Source organism: Pseudonocardia sp. P1 (assembly GCF_000178675.2).
In the GTDB taxonomy this organism is placed as follows: Bacteria; Actinomycetota; Actinomycetes; order Mycobacteriales; family Pseudonocardiaceae; genus Pseudonocardia.
Genome location: NZ_ADUJ02000001.1, coordinates 5,123,266 through 5,141,231, shown reverse-complemented (window position 1 = coordinate 5,141,231; position 17,966 = coordinate 5,123,266). Strand labels below are relative to the sequence as shown.

General features: G+C 70.5%; 20 protein-coding genes. 10 read left to right on the top strand and 10 right to left on the bottom strand.

Features of this window, described 5'->3' with window-relative positions:
- The first annotated feature begins 4 nt into the window (after positions 1–4).
- Entirely contained in the window at positions 5–472 is a 468-nt protein-coding gene (locus PP1_RS23790; protein WP_010228118.1) for an NUDIX hydrolase, read from the top strand.
- Here the strand turns inward: PP1_RS23790 and PP1_RS23785 are convergent.
- Complete coding sequence (locus PP1_RS23785) at positions 463–1,020, bottom strand: hypothetical protein (protein ID WP_010228120.1); 558 nt, start codon at positions 1,018–1,020, stop codon at positions 463–465. The two genes, PP1_RS23790 and PP1_RS23785, sit on opposite strands and share 10 nt — an antisense overlap.
- A 306-nt stretch (positions 1,021–1,326) precedes the next feature.
- Between PP1_RS23785 and PP1_RS23780 the strand changes: the two genes are divergently transcribed.
- Positions 1,327–2,364 (top strand): hypothetical protein, encoded by a 1,038-nt coding sequence (locus PP1_RS23780; RefSeq protein ID WP_139323938.1) that lies wholly within the window; start codon positions 1,327–1,329, stop codon positions 2,362–2,364.
- A gap of 856 nt (positions 2,365–3,220) precedes the next feature.
- Here PP1_RS23780 and PP1_RS23775 read toward each other — a convergent pair.
- The gene (locus tag PP1_RS23775) at positions 3,221–3,703 is read right to left on the bottom strand and encodes a hypothetical protein (RefSeq protein WP_139323939.1); all 483 of its coding nucleotides are present in this window, start codon (positions 3,701–3,703) and stop codon (positions 3,221–3,223) included.
- A gap of 757 nt (positions 3,704–4,460) precedes the next feature.
- Here PP1_RS23775 and PP1_RS23770 point away from each other — a divergent pair.
- Positions 4,461–5,321: a DUF4190 domain-containing protein gene (locus PP1_RS23770; RefSeq protein WP_139323940.1), complete on the top strand. Its 861-nt coding sequence runs from the start codon at positions 4,461–4,463 to the stop codon at positions 5,319–5,321.
- Between the two features lie 316 nt (positions 5,322–5,637).
- Here PP1_RS23770 and PP1_RS23765 read toward each other — a convergent pair whose 3' ends face one another.
- Complete coding sequence (locus PP1_RS23765; protein WP_202796354.1) at positions 5,638–6,114, bottom strand: NUDIX domain-containing protein; 477 nt, start codon at positions 6,112–6,114, stop codon at positions 5,638–5,640.
- Between the two features lie 126 nt (positions 6,115–6,240).
- Here PP1_RS23765 and PP1_RS23760 point away from each other — a divergent pair, with 126 nt between their 5' ends.
- On the top strand, positions 6,241–6,951 hold the full coding sequence (locus PP1_RS23760; RefSeq protein ID WP_010228127.1) for an ANTAR domain-containing protein: 711 nt from the start codon (positions 6,241–6,243) through the stop codon (positions 6,949–6,951).
- An 89-nt stretch (positions 6,952–7,040) separates the two neighbouring features.
- Here the strand turns inward: PP1_RS23760 and PP1_RS23755 are convergent, their stop codons facing one another.
- Complete coding sequence (locus PP1_RS23755; protein ID WP_010228128.1) at positions 7,041–8,024, bottom strand: ferritin-like domain-containing protein; 984 nt, start codon at positions 8,022–8,024, stop codon at positions 7,041–7,043.
- Positions 8,025–8,374: 350 nt separating this feature from the next.
- Between PP1_RS23755 and PP1_RS23750 the strand changes: the two genes are divergently transcribed.
- Positions 8,375–9,157 carry a hypothetical protein gene (locus PP1_RS23750; protein WP_010228130.1) on the top strand — a complete coding sequence of 261 codons (783 nt, stop codon included), beginning with the start codon at positions 8,375–8,377 and terminating at the stop codon, positions 9,155–9,157.
- Between the two features lie 69 nt (positions 9,158–9,226).
- Positions 9,227–9,901 carry a class F sortase gene (locus PP1_RS23745; protein WP_010228132.1) on the top strand — a complete coding sequence of 225 codons (675 nt, stop codon included), beginning with the start codon at positions 9,227–9,229 and terminating at the stop codon, positions 9,899–9,901.
- A gap of 34 nt (positions 9,902–9,935) precedes the next feature.
- On the opposite strand, the gene PP1_RS23740 is transcribed toward PP1_RS23745, so the two are convergent.
- The gene (locus PP1_RS23740; RefSeq protein WP_010228134.1) at positions 9,936–10,292 is read right to left on the bottom strand and encodes a VOC family protein; all 357 of its coding nucleotides are present in this window, start codon (positions 10,290–10,292) and stop codon (positions 9,936–9,938) included.
- Between the two features lie 71 nt (positions 10,293–10,363).
- Between PP1_RS23740 and PP1_RS23735 the strand changes: the two genes are divergently transcribed.
- On the top strand, positions 10,364–11,314 hold the full coding sequence (locus tag PP1_RS23735) for a phosphotransferase (protein WP_010228135.1): 951 nt from the start codon (positions 10,364–10,366) through the stop codon (positions 11,312–11,314).
- A 27-nt stretch (positions 11,315–11,341) separates the two neighbouring features.
- On the opposite strand, the gene PP1_RS23730 is transcribed toward PP1_RS23735, so the two are convergent.
- The 3 genes from PP1_RS23730 to PP1_RS23720 all read right to left on the bottom strand — a co-directional run bounded on the left by PP1_RS23730 (position 11,342) and on the right by PP1_RS23720 (position 13,582).
- Complete coding sequence (locus PP1_RS23730; protein ID WP_010228136.1) at positions 11,342–11,950, bottom strand: DedA family protein; 609 nt, start codon at positions 11,948–11,950, stop codon at positions 11,342–11,344.
- Positions 11,951–11,997: 47 nt separating this feature from the next.
- Complete coding sequence (locus PP1_RS23725) at positions 11,998–13,041, bottom strand: NAD(P)-dependent alcohol dehydrogenase (RefSeq protein ID WP_010228137.1); 1,044 nt, start codon at positions 13,039–13,041, stop codon at positions 11,998–12,000.
- Positions 13,042–13,129: 88 nt separating this feature from the next.
- Positions 13,130–13,582 carry a hypothetical protein gene (locus PP1_RS23720; protein ID WP_139323941.1) on the bottom strand — a complete coding sequence of 151 codons (453 nt, stop codon included), beginning with the start codon at positions 13,580–13,582 and terminating at the stop codon, positions 13,130–13,132.
- Positions 13,583–13,681: 99 nt separating this feature from the next.
- Here PP1_RS23720 and PP1_RS23715 point away from each other — a divergent pair, with 99 nt between their 5' ends.
- Together PP1_RS23715 and PP1_RS23710 are read left to right on the top strand one after the other, a co-directional pair.
- Positions 13,682–14,008, top strand: coding sequence for a DUF4180 domain-containing protein (locus tag PP1_RS23715; protein WP_010228139.1), 327 nt, complete (start codon positions 13,682–13,684; stop codon positions 14,006–14,008).
- A complete protein-coding gene (locus PP1_RS23710) occupies positions 14,005–15,081 on the top strand; it encodes a winged helix DNA-binding domain-containing protein (protein ID WP_010228140.1) in 1,077 nt (358 codons plus the stop codon). The genes PP1_RS23715 and PP1_RS23710 overlap by 4 nt, the downstream gene beginning before the upstream one ends.
- Position 15,082: 1 nt before the next feature.
- Here the strand turns inward: PP1_RS23710 and nhaA are convergent, their stop codons facing one another.
- Positions 15,083–16,423, bottom strand: a complete 1,341-nt coding sequence (gene nhaA, locus PP1_RS23705; protein ID WP_010228141.1) for a Na+/H+ antiporter NhaA — start codon at positions 16,421–16,423, stop codon at positions 15,083–15,085.
- Positions 16,424–16,473: 50 nt separating this feature from the next.
- Between nhaA and PP1_RS23700 the strand changes: the two genes are divergently transcribed.
- The gene (locus tag PP1_RS23700; RefSeq protein WP_010228142.1) at positions 16,474–17,001 is read left to right on the top strand and encodes a DsbA family protein; all 528 of its coding nucleotides are present in this window, start codon (positions 16,474–16,476) and stop codon (positions 16,999–17,001) included.
- Here PP1_RS23700 and PP1_RS23695 read toward each other — a convergent pair.
- Entirely contained in the window at positions 16,998–17,861 is an 864-nt protein-coding gene (locus PP1_RS23695) for a universal stress protein (RefSeq protein WP_010228143.1), read from the bottom strand. The two genes, PP1_RS23700 and PP1_RS23695, sit on opposite strands and share 4 nt — an antisense overlap.
- Positions 17,862–17,966 lie beyond the last annotated feature (105 nt).

Here is a 17,966-nt window from a genome sequence, read left to right as displayed (position 1 = left end):
GCGCGTGGCCCGGACCGACCACTTCCACGACCCCGACGCGCCGAAGGCGACCAGCATCGTCATCGCCGTGAGCGCGTTCGTCACCGACGAGCGCGACCGGCTGCTGATGATCCGCCGCACCGACAACGGCCTCTACGCGCTTCCCGGCGGACGCCACGAGCTCGGCGAGACCATGACCGGGACCGCGGTCCGTGAGACCGACGAGGAGACCGGCATCCGGATCGAGGTGGCCGGCCTGGTCGGGATCTACAGCAATCCCGACCACGTCATGGCCTACAGCGACGGCGAAGTCCGACAGGAGTTCTCCATCTGCTTCCGCGCCCGGCCAGTAAGCGGCGAGCCGAGGACGAGCGACGAGTCCTCGGAAGTGCTGTGGGTCGAGCGGGCGAAGCTGGACGGCATCGACGTTCACCCGTCGATCCGACTGCGCATCGAGCACGGATTCAGCCGGCGGGACCCGTACTACACCTGACCAGCCAAGCCGACGGACGACAGCCATGACTCGGCGCGGTCCACGGCACCACGGCGGTCGGCCATGCTGCCGTCGAGAGCGCGACTCACGTAGTGGTCGGCGGGATAGCGCTCCTGCACCTCAGCCATGCGGTCGTCAAACGAGACGCGCTCGCCGTCCGGGCTCGTAGTCATGTCGAGGTACCAGAGCAGATCGCGGACGAGGCCCTGCGGATCGTCGAAGGCACGTAGCTCATCGAGCAGGCCCAGGACGTCAGCCTCGTGGGCCGCAGCGGAGTGGTACGCGACCAGGCCGCACATGAGGTCGTCGGCGCCCCACTCGCGCAACGCACGAGCACCGTCGAGCGGGTGGAACCGTGTCGTGCCGAGGTCGGGCGCGTAGCCAACGTCGTGGAGCCAGCAGGCGGCGACGAGCACCGGACCCCCATCGAAATGCGGGCCGACGACCTCAGCGCGCGTGGCGACGCCCTGGACGTGGTTCCAGCGACGCGGCAACGCCCCGGCGAGGTGGCGTTCAGCCACCGAGCGGGCTGCGTCGAGGACCATCACATCTCCGAGCCTAAGAGGCCGCCCGGGCGCTTGCCCGGACCGTTGGCCGTGGTCGACCGGAATCCACCCGCTCGGTCGGTGAGGACTTTCTTTACGTCTTCAAGCCGGCCCTGACGGGCCGGACGGGCGGCGTCGCTGCCGTCCGCCTATCGCCTCCGGCCCGGCGGCCGGCGCGCGCACGCCCGCCACGACCCTCGGGACCAGCCGAATCCTTCAAAGTCTGTCATCGCAACCACCGCCCCAGCGCGACGCACACCGCCTACTGCTACTCCGTAACGAGCGGATCGAAGGGACCGATGCTTAAGTGTGAGAAGAACGCTGCCGCTCGGAAAGCGATACACCTCCATCACCGTGTGCATCATCGTCGTTGGACTGGGCCTACTGGCCTCTTCGGCAATTATCGAAAACGACTGGTACGGCAACGTCGCCATCGAGTTCGGTGCAACCTTGATGCTTTTCGCGCCACTCCTCATTCTATCGCAGGCAATGGAGACGCGGCTTCGCCAGTTCACTGAGGCGCAAGAGGAGAAGTTCAACCAAGAAATAGTCAAGACGAACGTTAACGTCGCGAATCTTGCTAGCGAAGTTGACCAAACCAAAGAAGAGGTAAGAAGTGTACGTGAGGATATATCAGAAGCAGTTATGCAGCGGCTCGTAGAGAAGAGGACCGAGGATCGAGCACTCTTCGACCGAATTGAGAACGCACCCTCGCGGGAAATTGTGGCGACCGCACTAACAAGGGCAAAAGACCTGGACCTCATCTCAAATCGCGGACCACGAGTCTGTTTGCGCGAGACAGACGTCTACCTAAGATTCGCACCTGGCATGGCGTTCGGCACGTATGACGGTAGCGTTGAACTGTTCCTGGAGCACCAAGACGGTAGCGCACTCGGAAATGTTCGCTGGGCCCGAAGCATGGACGGTGAAGAGGACACCGCGGTAGACGTTCTGGTCGATTTGACCGAGAAGGTGCAAGCGGCGGGGAGATACCCAGGAGACGCGCCATATCAGGCTGGCGCGGTGTTCTCAGACCTTAGGCATATCCTCGATTTAGCATACGATCGAGCGACCGGCGCTAGTGGAATACGAGAGCCGATTGGACCTATTGTCGAGATCTTTTCGCCCCAGTGGGCACTTACCGACACAACGCTGAAACGCCTGGATGGCCCCTACGATATCGCCATCGGAAGACTTTCCGAGCTTGACTGGTGGTCTCATGTCATCAAGAAGCCGTGGATCGACGAAGTTTCGTTCACTCTCGCCTTTGATACAGCCAAAGCGCTTTACGAAACAGGAAATCTAGCCCCGAAGCCGCCAGGGTACGTCGAGGAGCCTCCGTTCTAACTGAGATCAAGGAGAGGCGCAGGCTTCGATTTCATGAGATGCCGCTAGCCTACGGTCGCAAGCTTCTCGCCTACGACGTGCGCAATCGAACCGCTCTCCTCAAAGAACGCCACCGTCGAAACTCGACTTATCTCGTCGACTAACGAATCTGGCCAATCGATTCTGCTACCCGATGCGATAGCTACGAGATTCTCACGCGGGGTCGCAGCAAGAGAGAAAAGATGATAACACCGCGACACCGAACTCTCGCGCGCTTCGCTATCTTGACCACTCAACGCTTGGACGTACAGCGACGACTCCGGAGTCCGCTTCTCTACAGCTTCTGAGGCAACAGAAGCAGTAACGTGCTTCTCTCGGCCAGACTGCAGTCGAATTGCAGCGTTTGGAGTTACGCGCTCGCTTCTCCCTACGATCAACCGCAATTCAGATACAACACGGTCGCGAAATACTGGAGGTCGTCTTTCCGTCGCGAGCCAGCGAACCTGATCAACTCGAATAACCGTTGACGCCACACTATACACCAGCTTAGGCAAATCGGAGAATGAGCCGAAGCCTGTGATCTCTCCATGACTTTCACCTACGGCGAAGAGACCATTCCCGGCAGACTGTCGGAGAGCCTCCTGAACTCGTTTCGAGGTCAGTGAGACCTCAGACATGTGAAGGCGCATAGCAGTCAGACCTCTGTCTCCGACTCTTACGCCACCCTCTAGGGGTTCAACAAAGAGCTTGACGCGATCATCGTCGTAGAAGTAGAGAGGGAGACTAACCAGAAACCCATGCGCGTAGGGAGTTACAGCGATACTGTCGTTCAGCCCCGAAAGAAGAGCAGACACAATAGCCTGACGCTCCAGCTTGTCTACCATGGCTCGCTCCAGTAATCCCCATCTAGCGAAACGTGGCATTCACTCGCAAAAGCTTCAAATATTTGCTGATATGTTCCGATCGGCACAGTCGGACCGAGGTCAACGTTTGGTATATCGGTAGGAACGTAGGCGGACTCGTGGCCAGTTTCGGCGTTGAACTTATGCTTGTGGGTGGTATTAATCAGATCTTTGTGATCGCCATTTACGTCTAACCTCCTGATCGCCACCCTGCGACTTCTCTCAGTCCCAATGAGATACTGAAGCGAGAATTCGGATGCCGCGAGTCGGACCACGTAGATGCGAAGACTGCTGCGTTCGCAGTTTGACACCGAGGTTGTAACCTCAAGTACCCCTTCATAGCATCCAGACTTCTGCTCATCCCACTTAAGCTGCCCCACGCTCTCGGCCTGCGCGGTGGGAGACAGGAGTGCGTGCACCTCCTCCGGCGACACCACGCCGAGCTTGTGCTTCGCCACTGCCTCACCTACCCAGCTTCCACCCAGAGCACCTCCAAGCAACTATCATGCCCCGTCTGGGGCTCAGCTGGGCTGCTTTTGGGTGCATTTTACGACCGACCCGTCCTGAAGCCCGCCTGTGCCATGGCCACGCGCTCGAGCGACAGCCCCGCGTCTAAGCCAGAGTTGGGACGCCGCACGAGGTGGCGCCAAGTCCAGGCCAGGCACGGCCGACTGCAAGTCATGGTCCCTGTCCATACGAGTGTCCACGCCGCGGCGCTGCCGTCCAGGGCGCTCCGCGTCGCTACGCGAGCGGCTACGCCGCCCCTGGACACCACCACCACGACGAGGTGCGGGGTCAGGACGAGGGAGCCGGAGAGATGTGGGCCCAACCCCCTCACCCGGCCACCTCAAGATCGAACCCCACGTTTACCTACCTGGAACCACCACCAACAGCACCCACCGGCCGCGACCAACCCGAGACGTTCCCCCAGCTCAAAGGCACTATCCCGCGCTCCCCCGCACTGTCCAGGACTGCCAACTCGGAATCTCTAGTTGGCTGGCTCGCCTCGGCTCTGCCGATGATGAGCGCTGGCGGCGAGCTCGTCGCGCTGCCAGTGCACTGGTCGTGGCGCGGTGACTCTCCACCTGCCAGCTGGCCACTTGTAGTGCCGGACGCAGACGTCATCAATTTTTGCGTCTGGGTAACGACGTGCCAGGTGGCCCCGATGACGCTGGTGCTTTCAGCCCACACCAGCGTTCCGAACGGAGCCGTGCGATGACCGACATCCACAACCGCGAGCAGCGGCCCACCCAGCTGCCGAACGGGCATGTCGGCCGTGGCCCGGAAGCACAGCCGTGGCCGACGCGAGCAGACCGGCAGCCGCCGGCTGTCCCGGCTCAGTGGTACCCCCAGGGAGCTCCGAACTACCAGTACGGACCCGGGAACTTTCCGCAGGGATACCCCGCCATGGGGGCTTCCCAGCCGAGGAACGGCCTGGGCATCGCGTCGCTGTGCCTCGCCTTGGCCGGCGCAGTCTTCATGCTGATGCCGATCACCGGCTTCATCGCCGTCATCCTCGGCGCGCTCGGCCTGGTCTTCGGGCTCATCGGTTGGGGACGGGCCCGCCGAGGTGCTGCGACCAACACGAAGGTGGCGGCGTCCGGGACGATCCTGTCCACCATCGTGACGGTCGTCGGGATCATCGGCGTCGTGATGTTCTTCCAGGCGATTGCCCAGTTCTCGGCCAGCATGGAGCAGCTCGGGTCGCCGGCCAGTGACTCGACGCCCTACGTTGGAGCGCCCGCCGCACCGGTGGCCGCACCCTCGACGAGCTACACCTACGAGGTGACCGGGAACTACCGCGCCACTCAGCTGAGCTACACGGCATCGAACGGTGACTCGGAGTCGGTGAACGAAACCTCGGACACGCGCACCGCCGGTTCCGCGCTGCCATGGACCAAGACGGTTGCTCCCGAGCCGAACGGCAACTGGCAGAGCCTCCACGGCTCGACCTCCAGCGAGAAGGGCGACAGCTGGATCACCTGCACCATCAAGGACGACAAGGGCACCGTCGTCGCGACCGAGACCGGCAGGGGCGCCTACGCGAGCTGCTACGCCACCACGCCCTTCAACTGACGTCCCGTTCACACCCGGACCAGTAAGGGCAACGGCACCACCACGACGATGAGAGCGGCGAGTGCCATCGCGATCCGTCATCGGCTGCTGACAGCACTCGCTGACAGCAACAGCCGGCGACGGCCCGGGACTCACCTGCTGGGCCTGGACGCTTGACCTCCGTCCCCACACCGCGATGGACCCTGTTTCACCGATTTGGGAGCGAGGAACCGTGGGCAGAAACAGCAGCCGGTTCACGACGGTGTGCACGAGGCTTCCACCTCGCCCTGCGCAGCCGTGGCCCGTTCCCGAAAGTCCCGCAACGCCCGGGCGGGATTCAGCCGGTGACGCCGGCCTCGGCCAGCAGGGCCGCACGGTTCGCGAGCACGAACTCCTTGAGCGCCGATGGCTTGAGGTCGACGGCGACCAGGTCGTCACCGTGCAGGTCGATCCGGTCGATCTCGTAGCCCCCACGCGAGGCATCCGTGAACTCCTCACCGGTGCGAGCCGATTCGTCCAGGTCCGTCAGCCGGGCGACGAAGAAGTGTTGTACCGAGACACCGCCGTCCGACGGTGAGCTGAACAGGAAGACCTGCGAGAGACCGGTGGCGGTCGCGCCCAGCTCCTCCGCCAGCTCGCGTCCCAGTGCGGCCTCGACGGAGGCATCGGTCGCCTCGACACCGCCACCCGGCGCTGTCCAATACGGCGGGCGTCCCGGCCTGATGCGCTTGACCAGCACCAGGTGACCACGCTCGTCGATCAGGACGGCCCGGGCCGAACGTCGTCCGACCACGGGCATCCTCTGCTCCGTCATGTCGGGCAGCCTAAGTCCGTCCCGGCCCCGGGATTCGAGCGTCGAGCGCACCCGACAGTCGCCGCGACGATCCGCAGAGACGGACAGGACAGAACCGAATCCCCCATATCGACCGAAGAACCTGCAATGGAGCCTGCGAGCAGCCGCGACGTCGCCGTGGCCGCGGTCGCCCTGGCCGGGACGGACGCGCGGGACCCTTCCCACGCGCTCCTCGAACTGGCCGGGTCCGCTGCCCCGCTCCTCGGCGTCACGGCGGGTGCCGCGCTCATCTCGGACGGCGCGGTCCACGGTGTCGCCTCGGCCGGGTCGGATCGGGCACGTGCGGTGGTCTCCGTGGGGTTCGGCCAGGGCCCCGGAGGAGAGTGCGCCCGCAGCGGGCGACCGGTCCTGTGCGACGACCTGCCCCGCGAGCGGCCCCGGTGGCTTGCGTTCGTCGCGAAGGCGGCCGCGGCCGGCGTCACCGGCGCGTGGGCGGTCCCGATCCACCACACACCCGGCACCACGCTCGGAGCGCTGCTCCTGCTCGGACACCGTCGGACGACGCCGGACCTCCACACCGCAGAGCTTCTCGCCGGTGCCGTGGCGTCGGCCCTCACCCACGCGCACGAACTCGACAGCGTCGACCGGGAACGGCGCCAGCTCCGCTCCGCCCTGCGGAGCAGGATCCCGATCGAGCAGGCCAAGGGGGCCCTCGCGGCACAGGCCGGTGTCGACGTCGACACGGCCTTCCAGCTCATGCGCACCCACGCGCGCCGCCACGGGCTCTCGCTGACGGACGTCGCCGCGGCCGTCATGAGCCGCGAGATCGACCCGGCGCTGCTCACCGCCGATCAGTAGGTTCCGCCCCTCCGTGCCGCACAGAGGTGAGCGCCGCCGTCCGGGCAGGTCCGGGACGACGGCGCTCACGTGACGTGGTGCCGGGCGCGTCAGCCGTTGGCGTCGCTGGTATTGACCTCGCCGTTCACACCGGCCGGGAAGAAGCCGCCGGAGCCGACCGCGTCCGGGTTGAGGTAGGCGATGTTGAGCACCTGGCCCGGGGTCCGGGAGAAGGCGATGGAGTTCTCGTCGGCCGGCACGATGTTGGCGCTGCCGTTGCGGTCCACGATGCCCTGGTCGAGATCGGACGGCCCGTCGAGCGAGTCGCGGGCGTCGGAGATCTTCCCGACCGCGTCGGCGGCGCCGCCCTGGAGGAGCAGGGTGCGGACCAGGCCGGCGTGGTAGGCCTCGACGGCGAGGATGCCGGCCGCCGCCTCCAGGAAGGTCTTGTTCGACACCAGCGGCGCGGCGCCCTTGTAGGCGGTCACGCCGACGTCCTCGAAGATGAAGGCGCCGAGCAGGAAGCTCGTCTCGTCCTTGAACGGGTCGAACGTCTCGCCCGGCCCGATCACTCCCGCCGCCGTCGCCGCCGCGGTGAAGGCGTCCTGGAGGTCGATCTCCGGCCGGGCGACCTTCGCATCGCCGAGCGCCGTACGCAGGAAGTCGACGTGCGCCTTCTCGTCCTGCGCGATCTCCTCGGCGTACTGGCGGCCGATCTTGGTCTCGAACGGGACCTTGTACCCGCCGGTGACCCGGCCGAGCTCGCCCCGGCCGTCGACCTGGGAGTCGGCGAGTCCCTCGCCGGTCACCGCGCGCAGGTAGAACTCCGCCTCGAGGTACTCGAGGTTGAGGGCGAAGTTGAGCACGGCGGCGTCCGACACAGCGGACTCGTCCTCGCTGCCCCTGCCACCGAGGATGCCGTCGAGGAGCCCGCCTTCACCGGCGGAGGCGACGCCGCTGCCGAGGACGCCCAGGCCGGCCACTCCGGCGCCGGTCAGGCCGGCTGCGCGGAGGAAGCGCCGGCGGTCCATGCCGTTCTCGGCGCTGCGATCGATCGAGTCGTGCAGGAACTTCTTGGTGAAACCGTGGAACACGAGGTCTCCTCGTGCCGGGCCCGACGGGGAGGGCGACCGGGTCCGGGGTCGCCGCGAGGTGGTCGGGCGGGGAGCAGGTGCCGGAACAGCACCCTCGATCGCCACAACGACGCGCCGTGGCACCGGGTTACGCCCGATCCGATCCTCTCGACGCCGCACACGATGCCCGCCGGAACACCCCGAGCGTCGTCACTCTCCGCACAACTCGCCACTCTCCGTATTACTCGCCAGGTTCGTGGAAATCGTCCGAACCGGGCACGGGCCCGATGTCGAAGAACGAGGGAAAGGTCGCGGGAACCGCCCGTGGACCGGTGCCGGAGGAGAATCCGATGTTGCGTTCCGTTCGACGCTTGGCGACCTTGACCGCCATCGGGGTGGTCGCCGCGGCGGCGACCGTGGTGGGTGCCGGCGCGGCTTCCGCGCAGGAGCAGCCGCCGCCGATCGCGATGATCTCGAACCTGACCGGCAAGTCCACCTCGGTGAAGCTCGACAGCGGCTTCACCGGCGCGCTGGAGTCGCTCGGCGTCACCCCGGCCCCGTTCGGCGACGCCTCGATCGCCGACGGCTCCGCGTCGTTCCCGATCACCGGCGGCAACGTCTCGGTCTACAAGCCCGAGGAGGTGCTGCCCTACGTCCAGGGGCGCATCGAGCACCAGGGCAGCGGCCTGACCCTGACCAAGGGCGACACCGAGGTCACGCTGGACAACTTCGTGATCGACCCGGGCGACCCGGCCGTCCTGACCGGCCGGGTCCGCGCCGGCGGCCAGACCGTCGCCGAGTCGACCACGCTGTTCGACCTCAACGGCTCGACCCTGAAGCCGATCACGATGGACGAGGCCGCGGGCACCGCGACGCTGACCGGCACCACCGTCACCCTGAACTCCGGCGCCGCCGAGGCGCTGAACGGCGCCTTCTCGACCGACGCGCTGAAGGGCGGCACCGTCATCGGCATCGCGACGATCGTGGTGAACACGACGAGCGGTGAGATGCCGATGCCGCAGGGTGGCGTGGAGACCGGTGGGGGCAGCACGTCCGGCACCGATACCGGCCTGCTCGCGGCCGGCGCGGTGCTCCTGGCCGGGTCCGCGACCATCGCGGTCGCGGTCCGGCGCCGGTCCGGCTCGCAGGGCTGACCTACCCGGAAGTCCGGTGCCCCGGCAGCCGGGGCACCGGACTCCCCGTCCCGACCGATCGGAGCCGTCATGCCTCCCGCACCGTCACGGCGCCGCCCGACCGCCCTGCTCGTCGCGGCCGTGCTCGCCGTCGCGGGGGCCGTACTGGTCGTCGTGGCCGCGCTCGGTGGCGGTCCGCCCGCCCCGGCGGCCGAGACCGGTCCGTTGGACACCGGTGCCGTCGGCGCCGTCGGTACCGTCCCGGCCGACGCCCGGCCGGCCGGTGCGGTCCTCCCACCGTCCCCTCCGGCGTCGATCTCGATCCCGGCGATCGGCGTGGAGTCCGTGGTCAACGAGGTCGGCCTCGCCCCGGACGGCACCCTCGAGGTGCCACAGCCAGGACCGCTGTACGACCAGGCAGCCTGGTATCGCGGTTCCGCAGCACCGGGTTTCCGCGGCCCGTCCGTCATTCTCGGACACGTCGACTCGGCCGCGGAGGGCCCGTCGGTCTTCTACGATCTGGGACGGATCAAGCCCGGTCAGGAAATCGTCGTGAAACGCGACGACGGAATTGCCGCCACATTCCGGGTCGACGACGTCCGGTCGTTCCCGAAGGACGCCTTTCCGTCACAGAGCGTGTACGGCGCGACCGACCGTGCCGAGCTCCGGCTGATCACCTGCAGCGGCTCGTTCGCCGAGGACACCGGCAGCTACCGGGACAACACGATCGTCTTCGCGCACCTGGTCGGCAGCGCGGGCCCGTGACCCCGGACGCGCGGTCCGGCAGCGGCAGGAGCCGTCAGCCGTTCCGTGGCTCCAGCAGGCAGAACTCGTGGCCGTCCGGATCCCTGAGGACGATCCACTCCGCGTCCGGCGACTGCCCGACGTCCACCCGCTCCGCCCCGCGCTCGACCAGGCGCTGCGCCGTCGCGCCCTGGTCCTCCGCATGGAGGTCCAGGTGGAGCCGGTTCTTCTCCGCCTTCGGCTCGGCGGTGAGCACGAAGAAGAGGCCGGTCCCGGTCCCGTCCGGCGAGCGGACCTCGACGCCGGCCGAGGACTCCGAGACGACGTCCCACCCCAGGGTCTCCGCCCACCACCGCGCGGACGCGGAGGGGTCGCCGACCTCGATGGTCAGTGCCTCCCAGGTCACCTTCACGCCGGGCCACGCTACCGGTGCACATCGGACGGCGCCGCGAGCGACGACGCCGACGATGGAACGATCACCCCGTGACCGACTTCGCGACCGCGGACGACCTCGCCCGCCGCACGTCCGCCGCCGTCGACGCCGCCGTCGGAGCGGGCCGCGGGCTGGGGCTCGCCGTCGACGGTGCGACGGTGCTGCACGACCTGTTCTCCGTCGTCGTCCGGCTGGATCCCGCACCGGTCGTCGTCCGTGTCCCCGTCGTGCTGCCGGACCCGGCGGACCTCGGGGCCGTGGCGCGCCGGCAGCGCTCGGAGCTGGGGGTGACGGCGTGGCTCGACGCGCAGGGTGTCCCGGTGATCCCACCGAGCCCGCTCGTCCCGCGCGAACCGGTGCAGCGTGGTGGGTTCTCGATGACGTTCTGGCAGTTCGTCGAGGAGGAGCGCGGCGGCGAGCCGGACTACGTCGCGAACGCGGAGAGCGTCCCGGCCCTGCACGCCGCGATGCGCGACTACCCGGAGCCGCTGTCGTTCCTGTCCGCTGCCGAGCCGTGGTTCGTCACCGAGGCGCTCGACCGGCTCGGCAGCCGTCCCGATCTCCTGCCGGCCGCCGACCTGGAGCGGGCGCGCCGGGAGTGGGCCGTCCTGGAGCCGGCGGTCGGCTCGCGGGCGGTGTTCGAGGAGCGGTTCCCCGGGACCGGGCTGCAGCCGATCCACGGGGACTGCCCGCCCGCCAACGTGTTCGCCGGCGTCGAGGGGATGCGGTACGCCGACTTCGAGCTGGTGACCCTCGGTCCGGTCGAGTGGGACATGGCCGCACTCGGACCGGCCCTCGAGGAGGCCTACGACCGGGGCGCGCACCGCGCCGGCGTCCGCACGCTGGACCGCGACGTGCTGGCGTTCGTGAACGCCGTGGGCATGCTGCGGGCGCTCACGACGCTCGCGCTGGTGCCGCAGCTGCCGGTGCTGGCCGAGTACCTCGCCCCCGCCGTCGACCAGTGGCGGGCGACGCCGTTCGCCGGCGGATCGCCGTCCTGAGGGCGGGCACGGGAACGACACCTCGGACTACCGGCGACCCCGCACCATCCGGACGGCGGTCCAGGCCGCCGCGGCCACGAGCAGCCCCAGCAGCGCCCACGCCACGATCTCCTGCACCGACACGATCCGCGCCGCCGCCTCCGACCCCGCGGCCAGCAGCGTGCCGAGCGTGAACGTCACCGACGACCACGCCGCCGCCACCGGCACGCTGACCAGCAGGAACCGCGGGTACCCCAGGACGTGTCCGGCCAGCCTGGGCACCAGTGTCCGGGCAACCGCGAACCACTGTCCGACCGCGACGGCCACCGCGGGCCGGGACTCGGCGAGCCGGAGGACCCGGCGGGCGGGTGTCGGGACCCGGGCGTCGTCGTGCAGCGGCCGGACGCCCGCCCGGCGGGCCCGCCAGTAGCCGAGGCTGGGCCCCGCGACCGACGCGGTCACGGCGGCGACGGCCGCGGCGGGCACCGGCACCGTGCCGGTACCGGCCAGCACGCCGAGCCCGACGGTCACGCTGATCCCGGGGAGCACGACGCCGACGAGCAGCCCCGCCTCGGCGACCAGGACGAGCGCCGCCACCAGCAGCACCCCGGAGCCGAGCGTCCCGGCGACGGCGGACAGGGCGTCCGGGACGGTCACGGCGCCGACCCTATCGACGCGCGTGCTGCTCCCCGACGGGCCGGTGGTCAGGAGTGCGGGACGACGACCGCGCGGGCCGTCAGCTCCCCCGACTCCAGCTTCCGGTACGCCTCCAGGGCGTCGTCCAGCGAGTACCGCTCGACGTCCGGCACGATCTGGCCGCGGCGGTACATCGCGACGACGTCGTGCAGGTCCTCGACCGTGCCCCAGTAGGTGTTGGTGATCGTCGACTCGTAGGGCGTCGAGAAGAAGTTCCACTCGGTGGTGCCGCCGGCGATCCCGACGACGGTGAGCCGGCCACCGACCGCCATCGACGCCTGCGCGAGCTTCAGCGTGGGGGTGGCGCCGACCAGGTCGAACGCGGCGTCGACCCCGCGACCGCCGGTGATCTCGCGGATCCGCTCGGCCTGACCGTCCCCACCCGGGACGACGACGGCGCCGCGCTCCGCGGCCCGGGCCATCGCGTCGGGCTTCGTGTCGGTCGCGATCACGGTGGCGCCGGTGAGCGCGGTGAGGATCTGCACGGCGATCTGCCCCAGCCCGCCCAGGCCGATGACCAGTGCGAACCTTCCCCCGCCCGCGAGCTGCGGCAGTGCGGCGCGGATCGCGTGGAAAGGGGTGAGCGCGGCGTCGGCGAGCGGCGCGGCCGCGATCGGGTCGGCGTCGCCGAGCGGGACGAGGTTGCGCGCGGGCACGGTCACGTACTCGGCCATGCCGCCGTCGCGGCCGAGGCCGATCGCGGCGTACGGGTTGGTCGCGGCGTTCTCGCAGTAGGTGTCCTGCCCCTTCGAGCACATCCGGCAGGTCCCGCACCCGATCGGCCCGTAGACGAGGTACGCGGCGCCCTCGGTCACGCCGGAGACCCCGGGCCCGATCCGCTCCACCCAGCCCGACGTCTCGTGACCGAGCACGAAGGGCGGCTGCTGCGAGCCGGGGGCGCCCTCGACGAACTCGCGGTAGACGGAGACGTCGGAGTGGCACGCGCCGGCTCCCGCGACCTTCAACAGGACCTCGCCCGGCCCCGGCTCCGGCGTCGCGACCTCGGTCAGGACCGGGAACGTCTGGAACTTCTCGAACACGACGGCGCGCACGGTGGCACCTCTCCTCGTTGCAGGACCCGCATTGGTTGTGCTCTCAACGATATGCCGGTCGTGCCTGCGTCGCCCTGTGATCCGCGAGCTACTCCGGACCGGCGACGGCGCGGGGCCGGCGACGACGGACCGCACCGGCGACGAGCACGCCGACCGCCACCAGCACCAGGATCCCCGCCAGCGGAAGGACGATCATGAGCGCGAGCCCGCCGCCGATGTTCGCGCCGATCGTCGCGGCCGTCACGACCCGCCACGACAGGCCGGCCAGCACCCCGGCGACGACGAGCAGCGCCGTGGCCCCCGGCACGGCCGGGCCGGTCTCCCGCCGCCGTCGCACGATCGCGACGAGCAGCACGCCGAGCAGCACCAGCACGCCGATCCCCGCGACGTGCCCGGCGACCGGCGGGAGGGGCGGCGGCGGTGCGACGATCCGGTCGTCGGGGAACGCCCCGGCGCTGCTCCGGTCGCCGACCAGGTACCAGGTGGCGCCCGCCGCGGCGATGCCGGCGGCGAGCACGGTCGCGGTGTCGCGCAGTGTCATGACCTCCACCGTGGACGCGCGCCTGCGTGGCCGCCTCCGTGGTTCCACGGACGCCGCAACCCCGTTGCCGCAGAGCTGCGGACCTGCTGTGCTCCCATCATGACCACGGTCCTGACCCTGCCCGCCGACGGCCCGGTGATCGCCTCCGAGGCCGACGCGATCGACGTCCTCGGCGAGGCGTTCGGGCACGGCGCGGACCTGGTCGCCGTCCCGGTGGAGCGTCTCGACCCGGAGTTCTTCCGGCTCCGCAGCGGGCTCGCCGGTGCGATCACGCAGAAGTTCGCGCAGTACGGCGTCCGGCTCGCCGTGGTCGGCGACGTGTCCCGGTGGACGGCCGAGCCGGGCCCGGTCGCGGACTGGGTCCGGGAGTCGAACGAGGGACGCCATCTGCGGTTCGTCGGCGACGTGGCCGAGCTCGGCGCGTGACCGTCCTGGACCGGCGGGCGCTGAACCGGGCCACGCTGGCCCGCCAGCACCTGCTGGACCGGCGGCCGCCCGGGACCGGCGCGGCCGGGGTCGTGGCGCACCTGGGCGGGATGCAGGCCCAGGAACCCGGCGCCCCCTACACGGGGCTGTGGTCGCGCATCGCGGCGTTCGACCCGGTCCCGGCGTCGGCGGCACTGACCGGGCGGGCACTCGTCCGCACGCTGCTGATGCGCCGCACGGTGCACCTGGTCACCGCCGCCGACTGCCTGGCACACCGGGCACTGCACCAGCCGATGATCACCCAGCGGACCTGGGGCGCCCGGAAGGCGGAACTGCCCGGGGTGACGCCGGAGACGCTCGCCGCGGCCGTCCGGCCGTGCTTCGCCGAGGCCCCGCGCACCGGCGGCGAGGTCGCGCGGATAGTGGCGGACCGGTTCCCCGGAGCCGGTCACGCGGCGCTCGCCGACGCCGCCGTCTCCGTGGTCCCGCTGGTGCAGGTCCCGCCGCGCGGCACCTGGGACGGCGCCGGCCCGGCCCGGCTGACCACGGTGGACGCCTGGCTGGGCCGCGAGCCCGATCCGGAACCGCGCGCCGAGGAGCTGGTGCGGCGGTACCTGGCCGCGTTCGGACCGGCGGCGAGCGCCGACCTGCGCGCCTGGTGCGGGCTGACCGGGCTGCCCGCCGTCGTCGCACGGGTGAAGCCGGGCCTGCGGACCTTCCGCGACGAGCGCGGACGCGAGCTGCTCGACCTCCCCGACGCCCCGCTGCCCGATCCGGACACCCCCGCACCACCGCGGTTCCTGCCCGCCTTCGACAACGCCGTCCTCGGGTTCGACGACCGCAGCCGGATCATCGACGACGAGCACCGCGGGCTCAGCGTCACCGGCGCCCGGTTCGTGCTGGTCGACGGCAGGGTCGCCGCCACCTGGACCCCGGTGGGCGACGCCGGCCTGTCGGTGCGGCCGTTGCGGGCGCTGACCCGGGCCGAGAACGACGACGTACTGGAGGAGGGCGAGCGGCTGCGGGCCTTCCTCACCGCCGGTGCGGACGGCGACGTCCGGGTCGGCCGGTAGGTCAGTCGACCGGGCGCCAGGGCCGCGGCGGCAGGGTCGGCAACCCGCTCGGCGAGCACTGACCGCCCCGCTCCCCCGCCAGCCGGAACACCAGCCACCCCGCGACCGCGGCCAGCACCGACCCGGTCAGGATGCCGATCTTCGCCTCGGCGATCAGCAGCTCGTCGTCGAGGGCCAGCTCGGTGACGAACAGCGCCACCGTGAAGCCGATCCCGGACAGCGCCGACCCGCCGAGCAGCTGTCCCCAGCGCAGGGTGTCGGGGACCTTCCCGATCCCGGTGCGCAGCACCAGCCAGGTGCCCGCCGCGACGCCGATCGGCTTGCCGACCACCAGCCCCAGCACGATCCCCCAGGTCAGCAGGGATCCGGCGGCCGCGGACAGCGTCTCGGCGTCGAGCACCACCCCGGCGTTGGCGAGCACGAACAACGGGACGATCACGTAGCTGCTCCACGGCTGGATCCGCAGCTGCAGCCGCTCGTTCGGCGACACCGCGCCGACCGCGGCGATCCGCGCCGTCCGGGCCCGCTCGGGCGTCGGGTCGAGCAGGAAGTTCTTGCCGACGGCCATCGCGTCGGCCATGTCCTCCCGGCGCGGGGCATAGGCGTTGACCAGCAACCCCAGCGCGACGCCGACGACGCTCGGGTGCACCCCGGACCGCAGCACCGCCAGCCAGCACAGCACCCCGACGACGGCGTAGAACGGCGTCCGCCAGAAGCGCACGTAGCGCAGGGCGAGCAGCCCCACCAGGAGCACGACCGCCACCAGCAGGGCGAGCACGTCGACCTCGTCGGTGTAGAACAGCGCGATCGCGGCCACCGCGCCGATGTCGTCGACGATCGCCAGCGCCAGCAGGAAGACCCGCAGCTGGTCCGGGCAGCGCGGCCCCAGCAGCGCGAGCACGCCGAGCATCACCGCGGTGTCGGTCGAGATCGCGATGCCCCAGGCGTTCGCGGCCTCGCTGCCAGAGTTGAGGGCGAGGAACACCAGCGCGGGGACGACGAGCCCGCCGACCGCGGCGGCCGCCGGCGCGGCGATCGCGCGGAACCCGCGCAGCTCACCGAGCGTCGTCTCGCGGGCGATCTCCAGGCCGACCGAGAGGAAGAACAGCACCATCAGGCCGTCGTTGACCCAGTGCCGCAGGTCGAGATCGAGCCCCGTGCCGCCGAGCTGCACGGCGAGCGAGGTGTGCCAGAAGCTCTCGTACCCGTCGCCGAGGTTGGCCCAGACCAGGGCGGCCACCGCGGCCCCGACCAGCAGCACCGCCGATCCCGACTCCGTGCCGAGGAACCGTCGTGCCGCGTCGGAGAGATCCCCGCGCTCGACCAGGGTGGTGACCGCCATGCGAGGATCCTGCCGTCCGCCGGGTGGCGAGGGAACGCGGAGGTCCGTCCATGAGCAGGCTCGACCCGCCCCTCGGACCGTACGACCACGTGCTGGGTCCGCCGGACGCCGAGCTCACGCTGGTCGAGTACGGCGACTACGAGTGCCCCTACTGCCGCGACGCCGCCCCCGTGATCGACGAGGTCCGCGCCCGGTTCGGTGACCGGCTGCGGTTCGCGTTCCGGCACTTCCCGCTGCACGAGGTGCACCCGCACGCCCTCGCCGCGGCGGTGGCCGCCGAGATGGCGGGGCTGGAGGGCCGGTTCTGGGAGATGCACGCCTCGCTGTTCGCCCCCGGACCGCCACGGTTGCGCCAGGACGACCTGCGCGAGCACGCCGCCGCGATCGGGGTGCCGCCGGAGCGGGTCGTCTGGCCGGCGACGCAGGTCGTCGAGGACCGGGTCGAGGCCGGGTTCAACGCGGCGGTGCGCAGCGGCGTCCGCGGCACCCCGACGCTCTACGTCCGCGGCGAGCGCTACCGCGGTGACGTCACCGTCGCCGCGCTCACCGCCGCACTGGACCCGGTCGTCAGCTCCTAGCCGTCGTCCCGGGCCGACGGGCCGACCAGCATCACCGGACAGGCCGCGCGCTGGATCAGCGACAGCCCGGTCGAGCCGAGCAGCAGGCCGGTGAACCCGCCCCGCCCCCGGGTGGCGACGACGACCAGTCGCGCGCCCTCGCTGCGGTCGGCCAGCGCGCGTCCCGGCTCGGAGCGCTCGATCACGCGCTCGACGGGGACGTCCGGGTAGCGCTCCGACCACCCGGCGAGCCGTTCGGCCAGCGACCGCTCCTCGGCGTCGCGCAACCGGTCGAACGCGCCCGCCGCGCGCAGGGCCGGGGACCGGCCGTCGTGCCAGGCGTAGAGGGCGGTGAGGCCGGTGCCGTGCGCGGAGGCTGCGGCGAAGGCGTGCTCCAGGGCCGACGCGGACAGCGGGCCGCCGTCCACCCCGACGACCACCGGGCCGTCGGCGCCGGTGTTCCCGCGGACCACGACCAGCGGGCACGACGCGTGCGAGGCGACCGTCAGTGTCACTGAGCCGAGTGCGCTGCCGACCGCACCCCGCCCGGCCGACCCGAGCACCAGCAGCGACGCCGTCCGCGACTCCTCGACGAGCGCCGCGCCCGGCGCACCGCGGTCCTCCCGGGCCGTCACCGTCACCCCGGGCGCCGTCTCGGTCGCCACGGCGCGGGCCGCCCCGAGGATCTCCTCGGCCTCGACCCGCATCCGCTCCTCGACGTCGTCGAGCAGGGGTGCGACGGCCGCGTCCGCGTAGAGCCCCGCGACGTCGAACGCGTGCACCAGCAGCAGGTCCGCGTGCCGGTCCGCGGCCTCCCGCGCGGCCCACCGGACGGCGTCCAGGGCCGAGTCCGATCCGTCCACACCGACGACGACACCCATCGTTCCGCTCCGTTCCCGACCGGCTCACCCGAACCGGCCGCTCGTCTCCACCCTGCTCCCGCCCGGGCGGCGGGCGCAGCGGTCAGCAGGGTGAAAACGGACACG